Below are 21,264 nucleotides of genomic sequence, written 5' to 3' on the forward strand. Positions count from 1 at the left end.
AAGGATTGTCGCCTAAATTACCGACTGCTGAGTAACGGCACTATCGCGTCTTGCTGGCACCACTGGCACCGCTCATTCGGCCTGCTGATCCGTCTCCAGCGCTTGAGGCACCGAGGGCGGCCGGACTACCAAGGCCCACCGCCGGCTATGGTCGCCGTAGCCCCTCGGCTAGCGACTGCAACGTGGCGACCAGTGAACGGACCTGCTCATCAGCGCCGCGCGCGGCGAGCACCGCATCGGCGATGCGCCGCTCGACCTCCTCGATCAGCAGGCCCTGGCGGTGCTGCGCGGCAGCGTAGTCGCTTGCCGCAATGCCGCCGAGCAGGCAGGGAGCGAACTCTAACACAGCCAAGCAGAACGCCTGCGCCGCCTCGATCTCAACGGTGCTCCAAGGCTCGGCTCGGCCACGCACGGTGTCGGCCCAGGCGGCAAACGATCCGCGTGGCGTCAGCCGATCACCCGATGGCCCAAGGGTCACAGCCGTCGTCGGATCGCCGGCCCAGGTCACGGTCTGCACCACTTCCGGCCTGAACCACATCACATAGTCGCCGCCCTGGCGCGAGGCGGGCACGGCCAGCATTCCGTATGGTACCGCCTCGGAGCATTCAGGCCGACTGCCCAATCTTCCGACAACCGGTCGGTGGCGACGACCTGACCCGGGCGCGACGAACCCAGCCAATTCGCCAACTCGGCGACCATGGCGGCGTCCGGCGCCATGCCGAGGGTGCTGGTCCGTCCGCCAAGGTGAACCGCGGCGCCGGTCGCCTTGACGAACTGCAGCAATCGCAGCCCGAGGCAGCGCAACGCCTCGGCACTGCCGCCACTCGCGCCCAAGGCGGCGAGCGTCGCCACCGTCCAGGCCTGCAAGCGGACCATCTCGGCCGACCGCTCCTCACGCTCCTTCGCCTCGATCTGCACCGCCAGGAGATGCCCCAGCGCCTCGAGCACGATGCGCTGGGCGTGCGGTACGCGGCGCGCGGTCATATGGTGGCAGGCGATCAGGCCCCACAATGCGCCGTCACGGACGATCGACAGTCCCATCGACGCGCCGACCCCCATGTTGCGGAGGTATTCCAGGTGGATCGGCGAAGCGGCGCGCAGGACGCAGCGGCTCATGTCGAGCGGCGGCGCCGTTACCGCGTCCACAACCGGCACCATTGGGGCCGGTTCGCCATCGGTGCCGGCCCAAACCCGGAGCGGGTTGAGTACGAATAACCGCCGGGCCTGCGCCGGGATGTCGCTGGCTGGGTAGCGCAAGCCGAGGAAGGGCTCGAGGTCGTCGCGCCGGTCCTCCGCGATCACTTCGCCGGCGCCATTCTCCAGGAAGCGATACAGCATGATCCGGCCGAAGCCGGTGATGCTGCGCAGGTGGCGCACCGCCTCGCCGCCTATCGCTGTCAAGGACGGAGCCAGGTGGACGGCCGCCAGCAAGTGCCGAAAGTGCTGTGGCAGGTCGAGGTCGGGCTCCGACACCACGAGCAGCACGCCATGCGCCTGGACGGCGCCGGGAATGTGAATCACCTCACGGTCGCAGTCGGTCAGGGTAGAGGGGCCGCCAGCACCCTTATCGCCTTCGTCGCATTCACCCACAGGACTTGTCGTCGGCGCCACCAGCGACTCGCTGTGGGGCTCTGCGAGGGCGTCGACGGGGGCACTGCCGGTCGGCGCCAAGGGGTCGACCGCATTCCGCGGCTCGCCATACCCGATGGCTTGACGCCCAGCGTTGGTGATCAGCACCGTCGCCGTACTGCCGTCGGTCCGCCGCCAACCCAGGACCAAATGGCCGCCCGGCGCCGACTGTTCGGCCACCAACCCCTGGCGCAGCAGGCTCCTGAGCACCGCATGCCGGGCGGCAGCAGGGAGCGTGGCCGGTGGGGCAGCAATGCCGAGCGAGTGCTGGCTCGCCTCGGTGAGGATACTGCGGGCGGTGTCGGAGAGGGGCATGGCAGGATCCAGGTGCAGGACACGATGAGCCGGGTCCTATGACCGGAAGCCCCGCCGAGAACCCGGCCGGGCTGGTGCCAGGTCTCTCCAGCACGGTTGAGCATTCGCTCTGCCTCAGCTGCAAGCCAAGCGGAACAACAATCACGATATTGCACTCTGGACACGGCACGCTGCCGAGCATCCTGTGTCCTCAATTCAATCAGACCGCCAATCAATCAGGCGGTCCAGTTGATTCGGCTTGCCCTTCGAGCCCCGTTTGTCACATCGTTTCCAATGGCGCGCTAGACGCCGAAAGAAACCTTGGGGGAGCTCGAGCCATGAAACGACGCAATGTCCTGCGTTCCGCAGCTGCATTGGGCGCCACCGCGTGCTTCAGCCCGCCTGCTGTCTTCGCCCAGTCCGCGCGCGAGCGGACCCTCCGCGTCGCACCCCTGACCGCGCTGTCCTCGGTTGACACTGTCTTCAACACTTCGCTGGTCACCACTAACCATGGCTACGCAGCCTATGACACGCTCTTCGGCTTCACCGGCAAGCGCGAGATCACTCCACAAATGGCCGAGGGCCACATCGTCGAGGACGATGGCCGCACCTACGTCATCAAGCTGCGTGAAGGCCTGAAATTCCACAATGGTGAACCAGTTCGTGCTCAGGACGCGATCCAGAGCCTAAAGCGCTGGGCTGGCCGCGAAACCTTCGGTCAGACCATCGCAAAGTTCGTCGACGACTGGGGTCTCGTCAACGACCGCACCCTGCGCATCAAGCTGACCCAGCCCATCCCCATCTTCCTGGAGGCGATCGCCCGCGGCAGCGCCTCAGTCCCCTTCATCATCCCTGAGCATGTCGCCAAAACCGACCCCTTCACCCAAGTCACCGACGCCACCGGCAGCGGCCCCTACCGCTTCGTGAGGGAGGAGTTCATTCCCGGTCAGCGCGCCGTCTATGTTCGCAACAAAGACTACATCCCGGCCTCCGGCCCGGCGGATTGGACCTCCGGCGCCAAGATCGCCCATTTCGAGCGGCTGGAATGGCAGGCCATGCCGGAACAGGCAACCGCCGCCGCCGCCCTGCGGTCCGGCGAGATCGACTGGTACGAACAGGTCCAGCCCGACCTAGTGCCCAGCCTGCGCGCCCATCCTCAGATCCGCATCGGCAACGCCAATCCCACCGGCTTTAACGGCATCCTGCGCTTCAACCACCTCCAGGCACCGTTTAACAACCAGGCCATCCGCCGCGCCATCCTGCTCGCCGTTAACCAGCAGGACTATATGCAGGCCCTTACCGGCGGTGACCCCACATCCTATGTCAACTGCCGCTCGATGTTCCCCTGCGGCACGCCCCATGGAGCGGATACGGCGGTGCAGCAGATGCCAGCCGACCTTTCCCGCGCCCGCGCAGCCCTCAGGGCCGCCGGCTACGACGGCGCCAAGGTCGTGGTGCTCAGCCCCAGCGATGTTCCCACCATCCACCCGATGGGCGAAGTTACTGCTGACCTGTTGAAACGCCTGGGTATGAATGTCGAGTTCGCCGCCATGGACTGGGCCACGCTGGTCGCCCGCCGCGCCAACCGCGAGACAACTGACAAAGGTGGCTGGTCGATCTTCCACACCTGGGCAGCCTCCTCTATCCTCGGCTCTCCAGTCGAACACTTCGCTATGCGCGGCCTCGGCAGCAAGGGCTGGGCAGGCTGGTTTGGCGACGAACAGATCGAGGCTCTCACCGCCAACTGGACTACCGCTGCCAACGATGCCGCCCGTGCTGAGGTCGCCGAAGGCATCCAACAGCGAGCCTTCGAGACGGTGCCCTTCATCCATTGCGGCCAATTCCAGATCCGCACCGCCTATCGTCGCTCCCTTACTGGAATGGTCGAGGGCGGCGCCGCCTTCATGTGGAACCTGCGCCGCGCTTAACTCTCCATCCGCTGTTTCGACGCCGCGGTGACCATGCGGGAGAACATTGCTGGCGACGTGCTGGCCTCGCTCACCACACCGATTTGGAATACCCCCTCTAAGGCCTGGACCGGCGGCGCGCCGATGGCGGACTCCTCGCTCAAGCGGCGCATGACGGTTCGGCTCGGCCCGAGCGTCGCCTTCGCGCAGATCGGCATCTGCGGCTTCGACGGGACGATCGAACTGGAGGCACTGCGGCTATATGGCCTGCCGGGGGAGGCGCCGGCGCTGCTCTGCGGCACGCCGGCGCTGCCGGTCGGGACGCGAGAGTTCGAGGCGGAGGTGTCATGGGATCTGCCCTCGCTGGCACCGGGCGTCACCAGCCTGCTCGACGTGACCGTGGCCAACTGCCGAGTGGGCGATCGCGCCGATGCCGCGCTGGCCTCGTTCACCCGATTCATTGAGCTTGACGCGACGGCCTGGACCACCAATACGGTCCGGGCGATGGCACGGAACATCTCGCCTTCGGCGACCTTCGATCTCGCAACCGCTACGCTGTCGGTCGCGGTGACGAAGCGGCGGGTGCTGTAAACTCGGGTATTACCTGGCCGGACTACCGAGCCGCGCGAGCCAAGCTTCATCCACTGATCCAGCGCGCCACGTCTTCGGGCTTCGGCAAACCCCCGGCGTGGACGACTTTACCGTCGACAACCAGGCCCGGTGTGGAGACGACGCCGAAGCCGGCTATCTCGGCGTAGTCGCTGACCTTCTCGACCGAAACCTCGACGCCGAGCCTGGCCGCCGCTTCGCTGACCATCCGCGACACCGTTTCACAACGCTTGCAACCCGGACCAAGCACCTTGACGCTCTTCATGGCCACAATCCTTCAGGCAATCAGCAGGTTGAACAGGAAGCCGACAGCAAGGATGCCGATCGTCACGACGGTGACGAAAGCCACGATCAGCTTCATCGACAGCACCTTGCGCAGGATCACCATCTCTGGCAGCGACAGCGCGGTGACCGACATCATGAAGGCGAGCACGGTGCCAAGCGCCGCGCCCTTGCCGAGCAGGGCCTCCACCACGGGGATGATACCTGCGGCGTTGGAATACATCGGGACGCCGATCAGGACCGCGGCCGGTACCGACCACCAGGCCTCCTTGCCCATGATCGAGGCGAGCAGTTCCTCGGGCGCATAGCCGTGGATCAGCGCGCCCACCGCGATGCCGGCGATGATCCAGTACCAGACGCGGCCAACGATCTCTCGCACCGCTTCGGTGCCGGCGCGGATACGGTCGGGCCAGGTGACCGATGCCGCGGGAATCCCAGCGCCACCGGCCTGGATTGTCAGGACCCAGGGCTCTAGCCAGCCTTCGAGCCTCAGCTTGCCGATGACCCAGCCGGCGCTGATCGCAATGGCAAGCCCGAAGGTCAGATAGGTCAGCGCGATCCGCCAGCCGAGCGTGGCGAAGAGCAGGCCGAGCGCGACCTCGTTGACCAGGGGCGCCGCGATCAGGAAGGAGAAGGTCACGCCGAGCGGCACGCCGGCCGAGACGAAGCCGATGAACAGCGGGATGGCTGAACAGGAGCAGAAGGGCGTGACGATGCCGAGCGATGCCGCCATGGCGTTGCCGATACCCTCCCGCCGCCCGGCCAGCAGCGCACGGGTGCGCTCCGGCGAGAAGAAGGAACGGATAATCCCCATGGCGAAGACCACACCGGTGAGGAGCAGCAGCACCTTCGGCGTGTCATAGGCGAAGAACCACACCGCCTCGCCGAGGCGCGTGTCCCGCGCGAGCGGCGTCAAGCCGAAGGCCAAGTCAGCGAGTGGCACCAGCGAGGTATAGAGCAGCACCCAGGCCGGCGCGGCGAGCAGCCACAGCAACACCGGGTCGAAGCCCATGGGACGAAGGCTTCGGGCCGTCATCGGCAGATCCTCCTTGCCGATGGCACGCGCCATCCGGCCTGCTGGCAGCCTGCGCCCGCCCCCGGCGCCACGCTTTGAGGCAGCGCAACAGCCGGCAGGAATCAGCCCGGCCGCATCTCGCCCTCGATGCGCCCGTCGCGCAGGCTCACCAGCCGGTCGAAGCGGCCGAAGATCTTGTCGTCATGCGTCACCACCAGCACTGCGGCGGCCTGTTCCCGCGCCACCCGGCGCAGCAGGTCCATCACCACCTGGGCGCGCTCGGAATCGAGCGCCGCGGTGGGCTCGTCCGCCAGGATGATATGCGGCCGGTTCGCCAGGGCGCGGGCGATCGCCACCCGCTGCGCCTCGCCGCCCGAGAGCTTGGCGGGCATCGCGCCGGCCCGCCGGCCGATCTGCAGGTAGTCGAGCAGGGCGCGGGCCCGGTCGCGCGCCTCCGGCAGCGGAACATCGTTCAGCGTCATCGCCAGGGCGACGTTGTCGGTGGCATCGAGGAAGGGCAGCAGGTTGTGGAACTGGAAGATGAAGCCGATGGTCCGGCGCCGCAGCGCCCGCAGGTCGGCCTTGGCCCAGCGTCCCTGCCACACCGTCTCGCCGGCCAGGCGGAGTATGCCCTCGTCCGGCTCCAGGATGCAGGCGACTAGGTTCAGCAGCGTGGACTTGCCGCTGCCGGAGGGGCCGCGCAGGCCGACCACCTCGCCGGCGGCGACGCTCAGGGTGATGTCGGACAGCGCCTGGACCCGGGCCTCGCCGGCGCCGAAGCCCTTGGCGATGCCCTGCAACGCGACCAGCGCGCTCATCCCCCCAGCGCCTGGGCCGGCTCGACCCGCAGCGCGTAGCGCACGCCAAGCAGGCTGGCGAAAAGGCAGATGACGAAGACCAGCAGGCCGAAGCCGGCAATCTCCTCCGGCCCCAGCACCACGCGGCGCGGGAAGTGGTCCTTCACCGCCAGCAGCAGCGCCGCGCCGCCGGCGAAGCTGACGGCGCCCAACAGCATGGCCTGCTGCATCACCAGCGCGACGATGGTGGAATCCGGCGCGCCGATCAGCTTCAGCGTGGCAATCTCGCGCATCTTGTCCATCGTCAGCGTGTAGATGATCAGCGCGACGATCACCGCCGAGACCAGCAGCAGCACGGTGGTGAACAGGCCGAGCTGCTTGCGGGCGCGGTCCACCACGCTGCGGGTCAGCACCTGTTCCTGCTCGGCCGCGGTCAGCGCCGCGAAATGCTTCCAGCGGCGGATCTCGGCGGCGACCGATGCGGGGTCGGCGTGCGGGGAGAGCCGGGCGATGACCGCATTCACCGTGTCCTGCGGCAGCGCGCCGCCGCCGCCCTGCTGTGCCCGCCGCGCCGCCGGCGGGTTCAGGCGGAATTGCAGGTCCTGGCTGTCCCGCAGGGTGATCCAGGCCAATGGGTCGCCGCCGGTCGAGACGGCGCGGGTGCTGATGCCGACCACGCGGTAGCGGATATTGGCCATCTCCACCATGGCGCCGAGCGGCGCGCCGGCGCCGCGGTCGAGCACCATCTCCAGTCGGCCGCGGCCGATGCCGCGGCCTTCCAGGATGCCGGGCGGGCCGCCCGGCCGGTCCGGCTCGTAGCCGATAACCTGCAGCCGCAGCACGGCGCCGCTGCGTTGCCGCCCGGCCTCGCCGGCCCGTTCGCGCACCAGCTCCTCGCTCGGGATCTCGCCGCTGCCGGGGCCGCCGGCATGGCGTGCCTCGACGGTCTGGAAGGTCAGACTGCCGGCCGCGGTGACGCCGGGCAGCCGGGCCACCGCCTCGCGCACGTCGCCGGGGATGCGGCTGGCCTCGGCGAAGGGGCCGCGGCTGCCGCCCTCGACCACCCAGAGATCGGCGCGCAGGCCACGCGCCAGGGACAGGGCCTCCTCCACCACCCCGCCATAAATCCCCACCATGGCCAGCGCCACGCCGAGGAGCAGGCCGAGGCCGAGGCAGGTCAGCAGGAACCGCCCGAGGTTGTGGCGGATGTCGCGCAGCGCCAGGTTCATCGCGGCCGCGCCGCCCGGCCTTCCTGCATGGTGCCCGAAACCTGGGTCACTACCGCCAGCGTCTCCGGCAAATCCGGGTCCAGCGCCAGGCGCGCATCCAGGGTGCGGGCAATGAAGCGGACCTCGCGGCGGTGCAGCGCGCCCCCCTCGATGGTCCAGACCCGGCCGGTGGCACCATCGAAGCCCTCGACGGCGTTCTCGGGCACCAGGCGGGCGTTCGGCAGCCGGCCGGTCTCGATCTCCAGCTGCACCTGCTCGCCGAGGATGATCCGTGGCGGGCAGGTCTCGCAGCGGGCGTAGATGCGCCGCTCCTCGGTCACCCGGTCGCTTTCGAGGCCGATCCGGACCACCCGCGCGGCAAAAGCCTCGCCGGGCAGGGACCGCAGCCGCAGCACCGCCGGCTGGCCTTCGCGAATCGGACCGGCCCGGCCCTCATCCACATGGGCGAGCGCCCAGAGGGTGTCGGCATCGACCAGGGTGAAGACCACCTCCCCCGGCGCCAGGGCGCTGCCCGGCTCGCGCTGCCGGCCGACCACCAGCGCGTCATAGGGTGCGGCCAGGGTATGCTTGGCCAGCGCGGTCTGCTCGGCGAGCAGCCCCGCCTGCGCATCGGCCAGGGCGGCGCGCGCCACCGCCAGGTCGGCTCGGGCGACGGCCAGGTCGGCGGTGGCGATGACCGCCTCGGTCTCCGCCAGTTCCGCGACCTCGACCGAGGCATTGCCCCGGGCCGCCAATTCGCGCCGGCGGTTGGCCAGGCTGCGCTTCTGCTGCGCCTGGGCGGTGGCCCGTTCCAGCGCGGCGGCGACGCGCAATTGCTGCGCCTCGGCGCTCTGCAGCCCGGCCCCCGACCTGGCGACGCGGGCCTGCTGCGCCGTCGGGCTCAGCCGGGCCAGGACCTGCCCGGCCACGACCCGGTCACCATGGTCGGCCAGCACCACGACCAGCGTGCCGGCGACCTCGAAACCGATGCGGGAGGTGACCCGCGCCTCCATCGTGCCGAGGCCGAAGACGCGCACCGGCACCCCCTGCTCCATCCGCGCCACCGGCACCTCGACCGGCCGGTGCCGCAGCGCCCAGAAGGCGCCCGCGCCGGCGGCGGCCACCAGCGCGATGCCGGCCAGAACGCCGATGCGGCGCATCCGGCGCGATCAGGCGCTACGCCGGTCGAGCGGACAGGTGTTCACGCCAAGCAGGCTGTAGACAGGGCAATTGCCGATCAGCCCGGTCGCCAAAGGCACCAGACCTATCAGCCCCCACCAGCCGAGCGGGCCCAGCCAGCCGAGCGCAAGAAGGACCAGGCCGGCCAGGATCCGCAGCCCCTTGTCGATGCCACCCACGTTGCGTGTCATGTCCGTTCTCCTGCCAATGCGTGGAGAGTACCGGATGTTTCCGGACATGCATTGCGCTGGCTCAAGCGGCCGCGTTGGCGTCCGCCCAGGCGACGATATTGCTGGCAGGCAAGGCGCTGGCTTGGCGCGCGACCTGCCGCCCACCGGCGAACAGGGCGAGCGTCGGGATGCTGCGGATCGCCACTTCGGCGGCAAGCTGCGGCGCCTCCTCGGTCGAGACCTTGACCAGCCGCAAGCGTGGCGAGAGCGTCCGCGCCGCTTCCTCGAAGGCCGGCGCCAATGCGCGGCACGGGCCGCACCACGAAGCCCAGAAATCCAGCAGCAGCGGGATGCCGCTGTGCTTCAGGTGGCGACGAAACCGCGCCTCGGACAGGGCGGCGCGGCATTCGCCGCAGCGTGGGCCGTCGCCGAGCCGCATGGCCGGGACGCGGTCGATGGCATCGCAACGCGGGCAGACCACCTGGAGCGGCGTGTCCATGGCTGGTTTCTCCGTCAGTTGGTAGCGCGGGACGCTGCAGGGTTGGCGCGCAGCCAGTCCTGGATCGGCCCCCAGGGGCCGTAGCGGTGCTGCTCCGGCGTCAAGGGGCCGACGAAGGGCGGGTAGCCAGCGTCGACCGGCTTCTTCGAGCGGTCGGGATAGTCGGCCTCCAGCCCGGCCTCATGATGCTCGTGCGACGAGGGCTAGTGTCCGGCGGTCTGCTACTGATCCGCGGGGTAGCGGCCGCCCACGATCACGATTGCCGACGCCGCGGTCCACTGCCTAGTGCAGCAGCCGGATCATTGCCGCCCAGTCCAGATGGGGATCGCCATGGCAATTCATGCCCATCACGCCGAAGCCCCATGACGGAGCGGTCGTGGCTGAGAAGGCGCCGCCCCGGCAAGACGGGCACGTTTGCCCGGCTAGTGTCGCCGACGCAGGTCGCGCCAAGGCCGCGTTCCTCGTTAGTGCGGACACGCAGGCGGTCGCGGCGATTGTCGCTCTCGCGCCGAGACGGCCGCGGCGATCCGGTCCATGCAAAGAATGCATCCTGAGTCTTCCATCGGTCAGCGTCTCGTCGGGGAAGTGTGATCGGGATTACGGGGTAACGCCCGAAATGCCGCATGGGCCTATCGAACGCGCTCAAGAAACCGGCCGGCGCGGGCGCTATCGCGCCGGCGGCGTCCCGGCCGTTCCCGGCGCGATCCCCTCGACGATGTAGGTGCGGGAAAGGCCGGAGCGCTGCCGGATGGGCCTCAGCGCCGTGTAACCGGGGGAGTCGTACCATGCGCGGGCGCGCTCCAAGCTGTCGAACTCGATGACGATCATCCGCCCGCGTACGGGTGTGCCTTCCAGCGAAGCCACCGCCCCGCCGCGCACGGCGAAGCGCCCGCCGAACGGCTCGAAGGTGGAGGCTACGCCGGCGCTGTAGGGCTGCAGCCCCGCCAGGTCGGTCGGCTCGAACTCGGCGACATAGTAGGCCTTCGGCACGGTCGCCAACTGTGCGGCGGCTGGCGCGGCGCCAACTCCGGCAAGAAGGGCGGCGGCAATGGCCGCTGACGGGACGATGCTTCGACGCGTGGTCACGATGGGGCCCTTTCCTCTCGATGGGGAGCGAGGTCGATGGGAGCGAGGTGCGCGGTGGGCCTGGGCGGCGTGGTCCAGCGCGAAACTCCGGGCCAGGGGCAGACGGAGCCAGCCCGCGCGAATACCGTCCAGCACCTTCACCGCCCGGCGGCGCAGCTCCGCCGCGTCGGCGACGTAGCTGAACACCGAGCCGCCGGCGACGCGCGCACAGGGGCTGGTCAACTCCATCGGGCTGACTGCCGGCGGCGGACCGGAGGTGGAGCCATAGGATACGGCCGTCCCGCCCCGCGCCAGCCCCTTGATCGTGTTCGCGAGAGTGGTGGTGCCGACGGAGTCGAATGCGAGGTCCACGCCGCGCCCGTCCGTCAGCTTGCGCAAGGCCGGAAGGAAGTCACCGTCGCGCCCGTAGTTGATGACGGCGTCGGCGCCCGCGTCGCTCGCGCCCCCTGCCTTCTCCTCCGTGGAGACCGTGCCGATTACCCAGGCGCCCCGGCGCTTCAGCATCTGGACGAGGATCTGCCCAACCCCGCCAGCCGCGGCTTGCACCAGCACGCGGTCGCCTGGCCGCACGTCCCGGTACTCGGCGGCGAGGTACTGCGCCGTCAGCGCCTGGAACAGCATTGCCTCGCCCGGCGCGAGATCGCCGGGCACGGGGATCGCGCGCTCCGCCGGGACGATCACCCGCTCGGCGTAGGAGCCGGGCGCGACGATCCAGGCCACGCGCGTCCCGATCGCGGGCGCGCCGGCCGTGCCCTCCCCCACCGCGGCCACGCGCCCCACGCCTTCCAGGCCGGGCACGAAGGGCGGTGTCCTGCCGTGCCCTTTGCGCTGCATGACGTCGAGGAAGTTCACCCCCGCCGCCTCCACCTCGACGAGGATCTGCCCGGGGCCGGGGACAGGCGCCTCCCCGGTTTCCGGCACCAGCTGCTCTGGGCCGCCATGGGCCCGGACGGTACGACGCGCAGGGGGTGCCTCAACGCCGCGATTCGAAAACGCTCTTGAACACCGGCAGCGCCGAGAAGGTGTTAGGCCAGCCGCCGTAGAAGGCGGTCTGCGTCAGCACCTCCGACGCCTGTTGCCGCGTCAGGCCATTATCCATAGCGCGGCCGAGATGGTAGGTGATTTGGGCGGACTGACCGGCCACGACCAGCGCGCTGACGGTGACGAGGCTGCGGTCCCGCGGCGCCAGTCCCGGGCGCAGCCAGAGATCGCGGAACAGTGGGTTCGTCGTGTACTGCACGACCCCCGGCGAGACCTCGCCGAAGTTCTCCTGCACGCCCGTCGCACGGCGCGCCTCGGCAGCCTCGTCAAGGGGCAGGCGCTCGCCCCCGGCGGGTGGGATGGCGCTCGCGGGCACGCGGCGCTCTGCAAAGACCTCCTTCGCGACCGTGACGGCGAGCATCGCGTTGGGCCAACCGGAATAGAAGGCAAGATGCGTGATCGTTTCCGAGATCTCCGCCGGCGTCACGCCGTTGTCGAGCGCGAGGTGCATCTGCCCCGCCATCTCCACGGCCCCCTGCCGTGCGATCAGCACCGCGAGGGTGACAAGGCTGCGGTCGCGCGGCGAGAGGCCCGGGCGCCTCCACAGGTCCTCCGCTAGCGTGTTTTGCGTGTAGGCGTCGAGCGCCGGCGCGACGGCGCGAAGGTCCTCGCGCGAAGGTGCGGCGGGCGCCCCGCTGGCCTCCGCCACGCCCGATGCGAGAAGGGACAGCGCAGTTGCCGTTGCAGCCAGTAGCTTCATCGTTCTCTCCTGATCCGTGCGATATCGTCTGGGTCTCTGGCAGCGCCCGTCACGCCAGTGCCGGCAGGTGCTCCAGATACTTGTCGAGCGTCAGCGGGTAGTCACGGACGCGCACGCCGATGGCATTGTAGATTGCGTTCGCTATGGCGGGCGCCACGCCGGTCAGCCCCAGCTCGCCAACGCCCTTCGCCTTCAAGGGAGACATGGTCGGGTCCACCTCGTCGATGAATACAGCGTCCAGATGGGGGACGTCGGCGTGGACCGGCACCTCATAGCCCGCGAGGTCGTGGTTCACGAAGAAGCCGCGGCGCTTGTCCACCGTCATCTCCTCGGTCAGCGCGGCGCCGATGCCCATCACCATGCCGCCGATCACCTGACTGCGGGCAGTCTTGGGGTTGAGGATGCGCCCCGCCGCGCAGACCGCCAGCATCCGGCGCACCCGCACCTCGCCGGTGTAGGCGTCCACGCCCACCTCGGCGAAGTGCGCGCCGAAGGTCTGCTGGGCAAAGCGCTGGGACAGGTCGCCGTACTCCATACTGTCCTCGACCGTGATGTCGCCGGCTCCCGCGGCCTGGCCGAGCGGTACGGCGCGGTTGCCGGAGCGGACCTCGCCGTCGGCGAAGGTGACGTCGGCCGAGTTGAAGCCGAGGCGGTGCGCCACGGCCTCCCGCAACTTCGTGCAGGCGGCATAGACGCCCGCTGTGACCGAGGGAGCGCCCTGCTGACCACCCGAACCCGGTGTCTCGGGGAAGCTGGAATCCCCGAGCTTTGCGACGACGCGCTCTAGCGGCACGCCCATCATCTCCGCCGCCGTCTGCGCGACGATGGTGTAGCTGCCTGTGCCGATGTCGGTCATGTCCGTCTCGATCGTGACGATGCCGCGCGCATCCAGCCGCGCGCGGGCCCCGGCCTTGGAGATGGGCGCGCCGCGGATCGCGCCGGCCATGCCCATGCCGACGAGCCACGCGCCGTCGCGCACGGCGCCCGGGCGGGGGCTCCGGCGGCTCCAGCCGAACCGCTCCGCCCCGACGCGCAGGCACTCGACGAAGGGACGGGTGGAGAAGGGGCGCTCCGGCTTCTCCGGGTCCACCTGCGTGTCGTTCAGGATCCGGAAGGCCACGGGGTCCAGGCCCAGTCTCTCCGCCATCTCGTCCATGGCGATTTCCAGCGCCATCAGGCCCGGCGCCTCGCCCGGCGCGCGCATCGCGTTCCCCTCGGCGAGGTCGAGCACCGCCAGGCGAACCCGGGTCATCCGGTTGGCCCCGGCGTAGAGGAAGCGCGTAGAGAGGGTGGTGGGCTCTGTGCGGCCGCCCGGCAGGTTGCCGGACCAGCTCTCATGGCCGATCGCCGTGATCCGGCCGTCCCGGGTCGCGCCGATCCGAATGCGCTGGATCGTCGCGGGCCGATGAATGGTGTTGTTGAACATCAGCGGCCGCTGCATCGCGACCTTCACCGGCCGCCCCGCCGCCCGGGCGCCGAGCGCCGCAAGGACGAGGTCTGACTGCACCGTTCCCTTCCCCCCGAAGCCGCCGCCGATATAGGGCGAGATCAGCCGGATCCTGTCCTTCGGAATGCCGAGCGCGAGGGACAGGTCGCGCAGGCCCCAGTTCATCTGCTGGATGGAGGTCCGGCAGGTCAGCCGGTCGCCTTCCCAGGCGGCGATGGTCGCGTGCGGCTCCATCATGGCATGCGCCTGGTCGGGCGTGGTGTAGGTCTCGTCCAGCGTTACCGGCGCCGCGGCGAAGGCGCCTTCGAAGTCGCCGACGGCGGTCTCCGGCGGTCCGCCGAAGGGAGCCCGCTGCGCGACCGGCGCCGTGTCGCGCTGGGCGGCGAGGTCGAACGCGCCGCGCCCCTCCACGTAACGCGCCCGTACCAGCCCAGCCGCATCGCGCGCCCCCTCAAACGTCTCCGCGACGATCAGGGCAATCGGCTGGTGGTAGTGATCCACCTCCGGCGCGGCGAGGAAACGCTGGACGTAGAACTGGCCGCGGCCCAGCGGTCCCGCGTTCTCATGCGTGACGACGGCCAGGACACCGGGCGCGCGGCGCGCGGCAGCGGTGTCGATCGCAGCGATGCGGCCCTTCGCGATCGTCGCGCCGAGGATGTAGCCGTAGGCCATGCGGCCCGGCACGTCCTGCCATTCATAAGCGTAGGGCGCCTGGCCCGTGGTCTTCAGGGGGCCTTCGACGCGGTCCAGCGGCTGGCCGACGACCTTCAGCTGATCGATCGGGTTGTTGGTGGCGGGGGTGTCGAACTTCATCGTCTCAGCCCCTCGCCTCAGCCAGCACGGCGGCGAGCGTCCGCTCCGCCAGCTTCACCTTGAACGCGTTGTCGTGCGTCGGCTTCGCGCTGTCCAGGATTGCGGCCGTGACCGGCCTTGCGCCGCGCGGCAGCTCGGCCTCGGCCGCCTCGACGCGCCAGGGCTTATGCGCCACGCCGCCCAGCGCCACGCGTCCCGTGCCGTCCCGCTGCATCACGGCCGCGACGGAGACGAGCGCGAAGGCGTAGGAGGCGCGGTCGCGCACCTTGCGATAGAAGTGCCGCCCGCCGATCGGCGGCGGCAAGGTCACGGCGGTGATGAACTCGCCCCTCTCCAGCGCCGTCTCGACATGCGGCGTGTCGCCGGGCAAGCGGTGGAACTCGGCGATCGGGATGCGCCGCGTCGTGCCATCTGCCTTGACCGTCTCCACCACCGCGTCCAGCACGCGCATGGCCACGGCCATATCGCTGGGGTGGGTGGCGATGCAGGCTTCGCTGCTGCCGATCACCGCCAGCAGCCGGGTAACGCCGCCGATCGCCGCGCAGCCGCTGCCGGGCTGGCGTTTGTTGCAGGGCTGAGCGGTGTCGTAGAAATAGGGGCAGCGGGTGCGCTGCAGCAGGTTGCCGGCCGTGGTTGCCTTGTTGCGCAGCTGCGCCGTGGCCCCCGCCAGCAGGGCGCGGGACAGCACGCCGTAGTGGCGCCGCACGCGCTCATCCGCCGCGAGCGAGGTGTTGCGCACCAGCGCCCCGATGCGCAGCCCGCCCTCCTGCGTCCCCTCGATCCGGTCCAGGCCGAGGCCGTTCACGTCGATCAGGTGGGGCGGCACCTCGATCTGCAGCTTCATGAGGTCGAGCAGGTTGGTTCCGCCCGCGATGAACCGGGCGCCGGGGTTGCGGATGGCCGCCGCGGCCGCCTCGGCGGGGCTGCGGGCGCGCTCGTAGGTGAAGGGCCTCATGCCGGGCTCCTCGCGACCTCGATGATCGCATCGACGATGTTGGAATAGGCGCCGCAGCGGCAGATGTTGCCGCTCATGCGCTCGCGGAGTTCGTCAGCCGTCACCTGCGGCGTCGCCATCAGGTCGGCGGTCACATGGCTCGGCACGCCGGCCTTGATCTCATCAAGGGCGGCTACCGAGGCGCAGATCTGGCCCGGCGTGCAGTAGCCGCACTGGTAACCGTCGTGCTTGACGAAGGCGGCCTGCATCGGATGCAGATTGCCGGGCCGGCCCAGCCCCTCGATGGTGGTGACCGTATTGCCCTCATGCATCACCGCCAGCGTCAGGCAGGAATAGATCCTCTGACCCTCCACCATAACCGTGCAGGCGCCGCACTGGCCGTGATCACAGCCCTTCTTACTGCCGGTAAGCTGCAGGTGCTCGCGCAGCGCATCCAACAGCGTCGTACGCGTATCCAGATCGACGGAGCGCACTTCGTCATTCACACGCAGAGATACCCTCACCATCGCCGGTGCTCCTGGGCTGGTTGTCGCGTTAGCGACGGAAGCGGGTTGTGCATCTGCCCCGCCTGAAGCGGTCGCTGCCGCTGTGGCTGCACCGGCCACGAGGGCACGCCGGGATATCGGAAGTTGAGCATGGTTTCTCATGCAGCTTCGTCCTTTGTTGGGTATGCGGGGAACGCGTCTGGGCCTAGGCGAGGTAGCGGTTGAAGAATGCGGCCAGCGTGTCGAACGGGATCAGGTTCGCCCGGTCATACAGGTCAACATGCCCGGCGCCCGCGACGTAGTGGAGTTCCTTCGGTTCCGCCGCGCGCCTGTAGGCATCCTTGCTGAACTCACGGGAGTGCGCCTGGTCACCGGTGATGAACAGCATCGGGCGCGGTGAGATCGTCTCGATGTCGTTGAACGGGTAGAAGTTCATGAAGTTGACGTTGCTGGTCAGTGTCGGGTGCGTGGAGGTGAGCCGCGTCGCGCCCGGAGGCGTGAACTCGCCGCGCGGCGTGCGGTAGAAATCGTAGAACTCGCGCTGGATCGGGTGCGTGTCCGCCGTCAGCTCCTGCACCGTTCCGCCGGTCAGTTGAATCGCACCGCCAGCGAACTCCGCGTGGCGCTGCTCGGCCGCTTGCGCGATGACCTGCTTGCGCTGCTCGACCGTTTGGCTGTGGTTGAGCGAATCGCGGTTCGCGGCACCCATGTCGTACATGCTGACGGTCGCGATGGCGCGCATGCGCGGGTCGATCTTGGCAGCACTGATGACAAAGCTGCCGCAGACCCCTATCGCGCCGATGCGGTCGCGGTTGACGAAGGGTTGGGTGCCGAGGAAGTCCACCCCGGCGCTGAACGCCTCGGCATACATGTCGGGCGAGACGAGATTGCGCGACTGGCCTTCGGTCTCGCCCCAGAAGGGCAGGTCGATGGACATGGCGACGAAGCCCTGCTCAGCCATCTTCGTGGCGTACAGGTTCGCGCTCTGCTCCTTCACGGCACCCATCGGGTGGCCGACGATGATGGCCGGTGTCCGCGCGCATGCGGGACCTGGCCTGGAGTGGGCTGCGTCTCAGTCATCGAAGGGCTTCCTTGTCGGGTTGTGCGTGTGTCGGCAAGATGTGCGCCGTCCTGTCGGTAGTTCCGGTGTCATCGGGCTATCGTTCGGAGAATGAGGTCGCGCTGGCGCGCCAGCTCAGCAGTGCCAGCACGGCGGAGGCGAACAACATGGCCGCAGCGGCGCCGAAGGTGCTTCGATAGCCGGTGAGGTCGAACAACAGGCCACCGACGGAGGCACCCAGCGTGATGCCGAGCTGGATGGTGGCGACCATCAACCCGCCGCCCGCCTCGGCGTCCTGCGGCAGGGTCCGGCTCAGCCAGGTTCCCCAGCCGACTGGCGCCGGCGTGCCGATCAGCCCCCAGGCGGCGAGCAGGGCGATGGTCGGGATCAGCGCCTGCCCCATTCCCATCAGGGCGATCGCGATCGCGGCCATGCCGAGTGGAATGGCGACCAGCACCGCCTGCGGCCCGCGTCGCAGGAACCACCCCACCGCATAGGTGCCGATAAGGCCCGTGACACCCAGGATCAGAAGGATGAGCGACAGCGTCGGAACATCGACGCGCGTGACCGTCTCAAGGTACGGACGGAGATAGGTGAACAGCGCGAACTGGCCCATAAACAGGAACAGGATCGCCGCCATGCCCAGCGCGACCGGAGGCCGGCCCAGCAGCCTGAAGGCGGCGCCGGCACTGGACCGACGCTCGGCCGGCAAGGGCGGCAGCGTTCCACGCAGCCAGACGAAGGCAATCACGGCGAGCGGCACGACGCAGAAGAAGGCGCCGCGCCACCCGATGATCCCGCCGAGGAAGCTGCCGAGCGGTGCGGCCACTGTCGCCGCAAGCGCATTGCCGCCGTTCAGGATCGCCAGCGCCCTCGGCACATCATCCCGCGGCACGATGCGCATTACCGTCGCGGTGGACATCGACCAGAAGCCGCCGATGGCCATTCCGAGCAGCGCGCGCCCGATCGTCAGCACGACGAAGTTCGGCGCTAGGGCGACGATGGCACCGGAGACGATCATGAGACCGGTGAAGCCCAGCAGGACGGTGCGGCGGTCCAGGCGCCCCACCGCGCTGGAAACGAACAGACTGGTGAGGACAGCGAAGATGCCGGAGACCGAGATGGCCTGTCCCGCCTGTCCTTCCGTTAGGCGCAGGTCGGAGGCCACCGGCGTCAGGAGGCTGACCGGCAAAAACTCGGATGCGATCAGCGCGCCGGCGCAGAGCGTCATGGCTAGCACGGCGCCCGATAGCGGGCCCCGGGATGCGATGGCCGCGCTGTCGCGAGCCGCAAGGATGACGCTCATGGGATGCGGTCCACGCGAATGGTGATCGGACCGGGACGGTCAAAGATGGAGACGTCGCCGGTGACGTGGCCAATCATGATGATGCCGGGCGATGGCACACGGCCGTTGCGGTAGTAGATGACGAAGTCACCCGAACCCCACAGCCCCAAGGTTCCGACCGCGAAGTCCGCTTGCCGTTCCGTGCCCGGCAGGGGCTCCGGCAGCCGGCCGGTCTTCTCCTGGCGCAGGTGGTCGCGCATCGGGATCGACAGCGGCAGCATCTGCACGAGACGGCGCGATGCGGCGTTGTCCACGAGATCGGCCGTGACATCGCCCCAGTCGGACGATATCCGGACACGCTCGCTTGCCATGACGGGCGTCGTTGCGGCGGAGGTGGTCATGATGGCAGCGCCGATGATCGATTCGAGCATTTGATGGTCTCCGACGTCGCGCGCTAGGAAGTCGGGCCAGGCAGGTATTGCTGATCGGAGACGTGCTCCAGCCAATCCACGGCCAACCCTTTGAGCTTTTCCTGGATCGCGATGTGGCTCATGGCCGTGGTGGCCGAAGCGCCATGCCAATGCTTTTCGCCCGGCGCGAACCAGACGACGTCGCCCGGACGGATCGCCTGAACCGGGCCACCCTCACGCTGTACCCAGCCGCAGCCGGCCGTCACGAGCAGCGTCTGGCCGAGTGGGTGCGTATGCCAGGCCGTCCGTGCGCCCGGCTCGAAGGTCACCAACGCGCCCGCCACCCGGGCCGGGTCGGGCGGGCTGAACAGCGGATCGATGCGGACCGTGCCGCTGAACCAGTCGGCCGGTCCTCGTCCTGATGGCTGTGTGCCTGCGCGCGTGATCTCCATGAACTCCATCCCTCGACTGCCGAATGCCTGGGGAGGCAGTGGCGCCTGACTGTCGTGACGGAAGATGGGGGATGCGGCAGAAGCGAATTAGGCCATAAATGTCACATGAGCCTTGAAGTAGGACTTCATAATGCCGCGGACCGACCTGAATGACCTCCAGGCCTTTCGGTCGGTGGCGACCGAGCGCAGTTTTACCCGGGCCGCCGCCCAGATCGGGGTCTCCCCCTCGGCACTGAGTCAGACCCTGCGTGCGCTCGAAGCGCGGTTGGGGCTACGGCTGCTGACGCGCACCACCCGCAGCGTCGCGCCCACGGAAGCCGGCGAGCGGCTGCTCCGGACGCTCGGCCCTGCCCTCGACCAGATCGATACCGGGCTCGCCGCGCTGGGCGATCTGCGTGAGAAGCCCGGCGGCACCATCCGGATCACCGCGGCCGAGCACCCCGCCGACAGCATCCTCCTGCCGGCCCTTCAGCAGTTGCTGCCCGACTACCCGGACATCAAGGTGGAGGTCGAGGTCGACAATACCCTGCTGGACCTCGTGGCCGGACGCTACGATGCGGGTGTACGCCTCGGCGAGCAGGTGGCGAAGGACATGGTCGCAGTGCGCATCGGGCCGGACATCCGCATGGCTGTCATCGGCGCACCATCCTACTTCGCGCGTCATCCGCAGCCGAAGACGCCGCAGGATTTGACGGACCACAACTGCATCAACATACGCCTGCCGACCCTGGGCGGGCTCTACGCCTGGGAGTTCGAAAAGGGCCGGCGCGAGATGAAGGTGAGGGTCGAAGGCCAGCTTGTCGTCAATACCGCTCCGCTGCTCAACAAGGCAGTCCTGGCGGGGCTCGGCCTAGCCTTCGTTTTCGAAGATCAGGTGCGGGGGCACCTCGAGGCGGGTCGGCTTGTCCGGGTGCTTGCCGATTGGTGCCCACCCTTTCCAGGATACCACCTGTACTACCCCAGCCGCCGCCAGCCCACGCCGGCCTTTGCCCTGCTGGTTGAGGCGCTCCGCTACAGGAGATGAAGGCCGGACTGGACTTGCCCCGCATTAGTGGAGAGGCATTGGGTCAGGTAGGAGCCATCTTCTCGAACTGTGCGGGGCTTGTGAAGTCGAGCGCGGAATGGCGGCGGATGGGGTTGTAGAAACCATCGATGTAGCGGCCGATGGCAGCCGTGGCGTCGGCGCGCGTCTCGAAGGCGGTGCGCCAGACGAGTTCGGATTTCAGCGTCTTGAAGAATGTCTCGACCATGGCGTTGTCGAAGCAGTTTCCCCGCCCGGACATGGAGATCAGGATGCCCATGGCCTCAAGCTCGGCTTGGTAGTCCGTGGAACAATATTGCGATCCGCGGTACGAATGGTGGATCAGCCCCGCTGGGTCGTGCCCCATGGCGTGGTGTAGGAGCGATGCTCCTTGGCGGGCTATGCCGCGGCGTCAGGTCGCCGCGACTGGCAGGCTGACGGCTGGAGTATCGCTCACCGCAGTCATGGTCTCCAGCGTCATGTAGCGCGATCGCTGGGTGGCCCATTCATCGGACTGCTCGAGCAGGAGCGCGCCGACGAGCCTGACGATGGCGGCTTCGTTGGGAAAAATGCCAACCACGTCGGTGCGGCGCTTGATCTCGCCGTTGAGGCGCTCGATGGGGTTGGTCGAGTGGAGCTTGGCCCGGTGCTCGCGGGGGAAGTCCATGAAAGCCAGCACGTCTTCCTCGGCGGCATCCATCAGGTTGGCCAGCTTCGGCACCTTGGGGCGGAGTTGGTCGGCAACCCGGCGCCACTGGGCGTGAGCAGCGGGAGCATCAGCTTCGGCATAGGCGGTGCCGATCCAAGCCGAGACGATGCGGNGCTTGGCCATAGCAGCCTTGAGCCCTTCATGGGCGTCGGAGATGACCAGCTTCACGCCGCGCAGGCCGCGCCGGGCCAGGCCGCGCAGGAAGTCGGTC

General features: G+C 68.9%; 21 protein-coding genes and 2 pseudogenes. 3 read left to right on the top strand and 20 right to left on the bottom strand.

Annotation, left to right across the window (positions count from 1 at the left end; all coding sequences use genetic code 11):
* Positions 1-145: 145 nt before the first annotated feature.
* Positions 146-580 carry a GAF domain-containing protein gene (locus QWZ14_RS04240; RefSeq protein ID WP_290315326.1) on the bottom strand — a complete coding sequence of 145 codons (435 nt, stop codon included), beginning with the start codon at positions 578-580 and terminating at the stop codon, positions 146-148.
* Entirely contained in the window at positions 538-1,944 is a 1,407-nt protein-coding gene (locus QWZ14_RS04245) for a GAF domain-containing protein (protein ID WP_290315327.1), read from the bottom strand. Before QWZ14_RS04245 ends, QWZ14_RS04240 begins: the two co-directional genes overlap by 43 nt.
* 317 nt (positions 1,945-2,261) lie before the next feature.
* Between QWZ14_RS04245 and QWZ14_RS04250 the strand changes: the two genes are divergently transcribed.
* Together QWZ14_RS04250 and QWZ14_RS04255 are read left to right on the top strand one after the other, a co-directional pair.
* The gene (locus tag QWZ14_RS04250) at positions 2,262-3,851 is read left to right on the top strand and encodes an ABC transporter substrate-binding protein (protein WP_290315328.1); all 1,590 of its coding nucleotides are present in this window, start codon (positions 2,262-2,264) and stop codon (positions 3,849-3,851) included.
* Between the two features lie 33 nt (positions 3,852-3,884).
* Entirely contained in the window at positions 3,885-4,421 is a 537-nt protein-coding gene (locus QWZ14_RS04255) for a hypothetical protein (RefSeq protein ID WP_290315329.1), read from the top strand.
* A 46-nt stretch (positions 4,422-4,467) separates the two neighbouring features.
* Here the strand turns inward: QWZ14_RS04255 and QWZ14_RS04260 are convergent, their stop codons facing one another.
* The 16 genes and pseudogenes from QWZ14_RS04260 to QWZ14_RS04335 form a co-directional block, all read right to left on the bottom strand.
* Entirely contained in the window at positions 4,468-4,704 is a 237-nt protein-coding gene (locus QWZ14_RS04260) for a thioredoxin family protein (RefSeq protein WP_290315330.1), read from the bottom strand.
* A gap of 12 nt (positions 4,705-4,716) precedes the next feature.
* Positions 4,717-5,757 carry a permease gene (locus tag QWZ14_RS04265; RefSeq protein ID WP_290315331.1) on the bottom strand — a complete coding sequence of 347 codons (1,041 nt, stop codon included), beginning with the start codon at positions 5,755-5,757 and terminating at the stop codon, positions 4,717-4,719.
* 101 nt (positions 5,758-5,858) lie between these two features.
* The gene (locus QWZ14_RS04270) at positions 5,859-6,554 is read right to left on the bottom strand and encodes an ABC transporter ATP-binding protein (protein ID WP_290315332.1); all 696 of its coding nucleotides are present in this window, start codon (positions 6,552-6,554) and stop codon (positions 5,859-5,861) included.
* The gene (locus tag QWZ14_RS04275) at positions 6,551-7,762 is read right to left on the bottom strand and encodes an ABC transporter permease (RefSeq protein ID WP_290315333.1); all 1,212 of its coding nucleotides are present in this window, start codon (positions 7,760-7,762) and stop codon (positions 6,551-6,553) included. Before QWZ14_RS04275 ends, QWZ14_RS04270 begins: the two co-directional genes overlap by 4 nt.
* Entirely contained in the window at positions 7,759-8,901 is a 1,143-nt protein-coding gene (locus QWZ14_RS04280; RefSeq protein ID WP_290315334.1) for an efflux RND transporter periplasmic adaptor subunit, read from the bottom strand. Before QWZ14_RS04280 ends, QWZ14_RS04275 begins: the two co-directional genes overlap by 4 nt.
* Positions 8,902-8,910: 9 nt before the next feature.
* On the bottom strand, positions 8,911-9,111 hold the full coding sequence (locus QWZ14_RS04285; RefSeq protein ID WP_290315336.1) for a YgaP family membrane protein: 201 nt from the start codon (positions 9,109-9,111) through the stop codon (positions 8,911-8,913).
* A gap of 61 nt (positions 9,112-9,172) precedes the next feature.
* A complete protein-coding gene (locus tag QWZ14_RS04290) occupies positions 9,173-9,589 on the bottom strand; it encodes a thioredoxin family protein (protein WP_290315337.1) in 417 nt (138 codons plus the stop codon).
* 666 nt (positions 9,590-10,255) lie between these two features.
* Positions 10,256-11,596: a DUF1330 domain-containing protein gene (locus QWZ14_RS04295; RefSeq protein ID WP_290315338.1), complete on the bottom strand. Its 1,341-nt coding sequence runs from the start codon at positions 11,594-11,596 to the stop codon at positions 10,256-10,258.
* Between the two features lie 52 nt (positions 11,597-11,648).
* Complete coding sequence (locus QWZ14_RS04300; RefSeq protein WP_290315339.1) at positions 11,649-12,416, bottom strand: carboxymuconolactone decarboxylase family protein; 768 nt, start codon at positions 12,414-12,416, stop codon at positions 11,649-11,651.
* Positions 12,417-12,465: 49 nt separating this feature from the next.
* The gene (gene paoC / locus QWZ14_RS04305) at positions 12,466-14,676 is read right to left on the bottom strand and encodes an aldehyde oxidoreductase molybdenum-binding subunit PaoC (RefSeq protein WP_290315340.1); all 2,211 of its coding nucleotides are present in this window, start codon (positions 14,674-14,676) and stop codon (positions 12,466-12,468) included.
* 4 nt (positions 14,677-14,680) lie between these two features.
* Positions 14,681-15,631, bottom strand: coding sequence for an FAD binding domain-containing protein (locus tag QWZ14_RS04310; protein ID WP_290315341.1), 951 nt, complete (start codon positions 15,629-15,631; stop codon positions 14,681-14,683).
* The gene (paoA, locus tag QWZ14_RS04315; protein WP_290315342.1) at positions 15,628-16,278 is read right to left on the bottom strand and encodes an aldehyde dehydrogenase iron-sulfur subunit PaoA; all 651 of its coding nucleotides are present in this window, start codon (positions 16,276-16,278) and stop codon (positions 15,628-15,630) included. Before paoA ends, QWZ14_RS04310 begins: the two co-directional genes overlap by 4 nt.
* A 43-nt stretch (positions 16,279-16,321) precedes the next feature.
* Positions 16,322-17,152, bottom strand: a pseudogene (locus QWZ14_RS04320) (alpha/beta hydrolase); the annotation flags it as partial.
* Between the two features lie 121 nt (positions 17,153-17,273).
* Positions 17,274-18,482: an MFS transporter gene (locus tag QWZ14_RS04325; protein ID WP_290315343.1), complete on the bottom strand. Its 1,209-nt coding sequence runs from the start codon at positions 18,480-18,482 to the stop codon at positions 17,274-17,276.
* Positions 18,479-18,892 (bottom strand): cyclophilin-like fold protein, encoded by a 414-nt coding sequence (locus tag QWZ14_RS04330; protein ID WP_290315344.1) that lies wholly within the window; start codon positions 18,890-18,892, stop codon positions 18,479-18,481. The genes QWZ14_RS04325 and QWZ14_RS04330 overlap by 4 nt, the downstream gene beginning before the upstream one ends.
* A 23-nt stretch (positions 18,893-18,915) precedes the next feature.
* Positions 18,916-19,323, bottom strand: a complete 408-nt coding sequence (locus QWZ14_RS04335) for a (R)-mandelonitrile lyase (RefSeq protein WP_290315345.1) — start codon at positions 19,321-19,323, stop codon at positions 18,916-18,918.
* Positions 19,324-19,453: 130 nt separating this feature from the next.
* Between QWZ14_RS04335 and QWZ14_RS04340 the strand changes: the two genes are divergently transcribed.
* Positions 19,454-20,347 carry a LysR family transcriptional regulator gene (locus QWZ14_RS04340; protein ID WP_290315346.1) on the top strand — a complete coding sequence of 298 codons (894 nt, stop codon included), beginning with the start codon at positions 19,454-19,456 and terminating at the stop codon, positions 20,345-20,347.
* A gap of 43 nt (positions 20,348-20,390) precedes the next feature.
* Here the strand turns inward: QWZ14_RS04340 and QWZ14_RS04345 are convergent.
* Positions 20,391-20,693, bottom strand: a pseudogene (locus QWZ14_RS04345) (IS3 family transposase); the annotation flags it as partial.
* 63 nt (positions 20,694-20,756) lie between these two features.
* Positions 20,757-21,264 (bottom strand): transposase (locus QWZ14_RS04350; protein ID WP_290315347.1); only part of this gene is annotated, 508 nt, incomplete at its 5' end.

The organism is Paeniroseomonas aquatica, from assembly GCF_030409335.1.
Classification (GTDB): domain Bacteria; phylum Pseudomonadota; class Alphaproteobacteria; order Acetobacterales; family Acetobacteraceae; genus Belnapia; species Belnapia aquatica.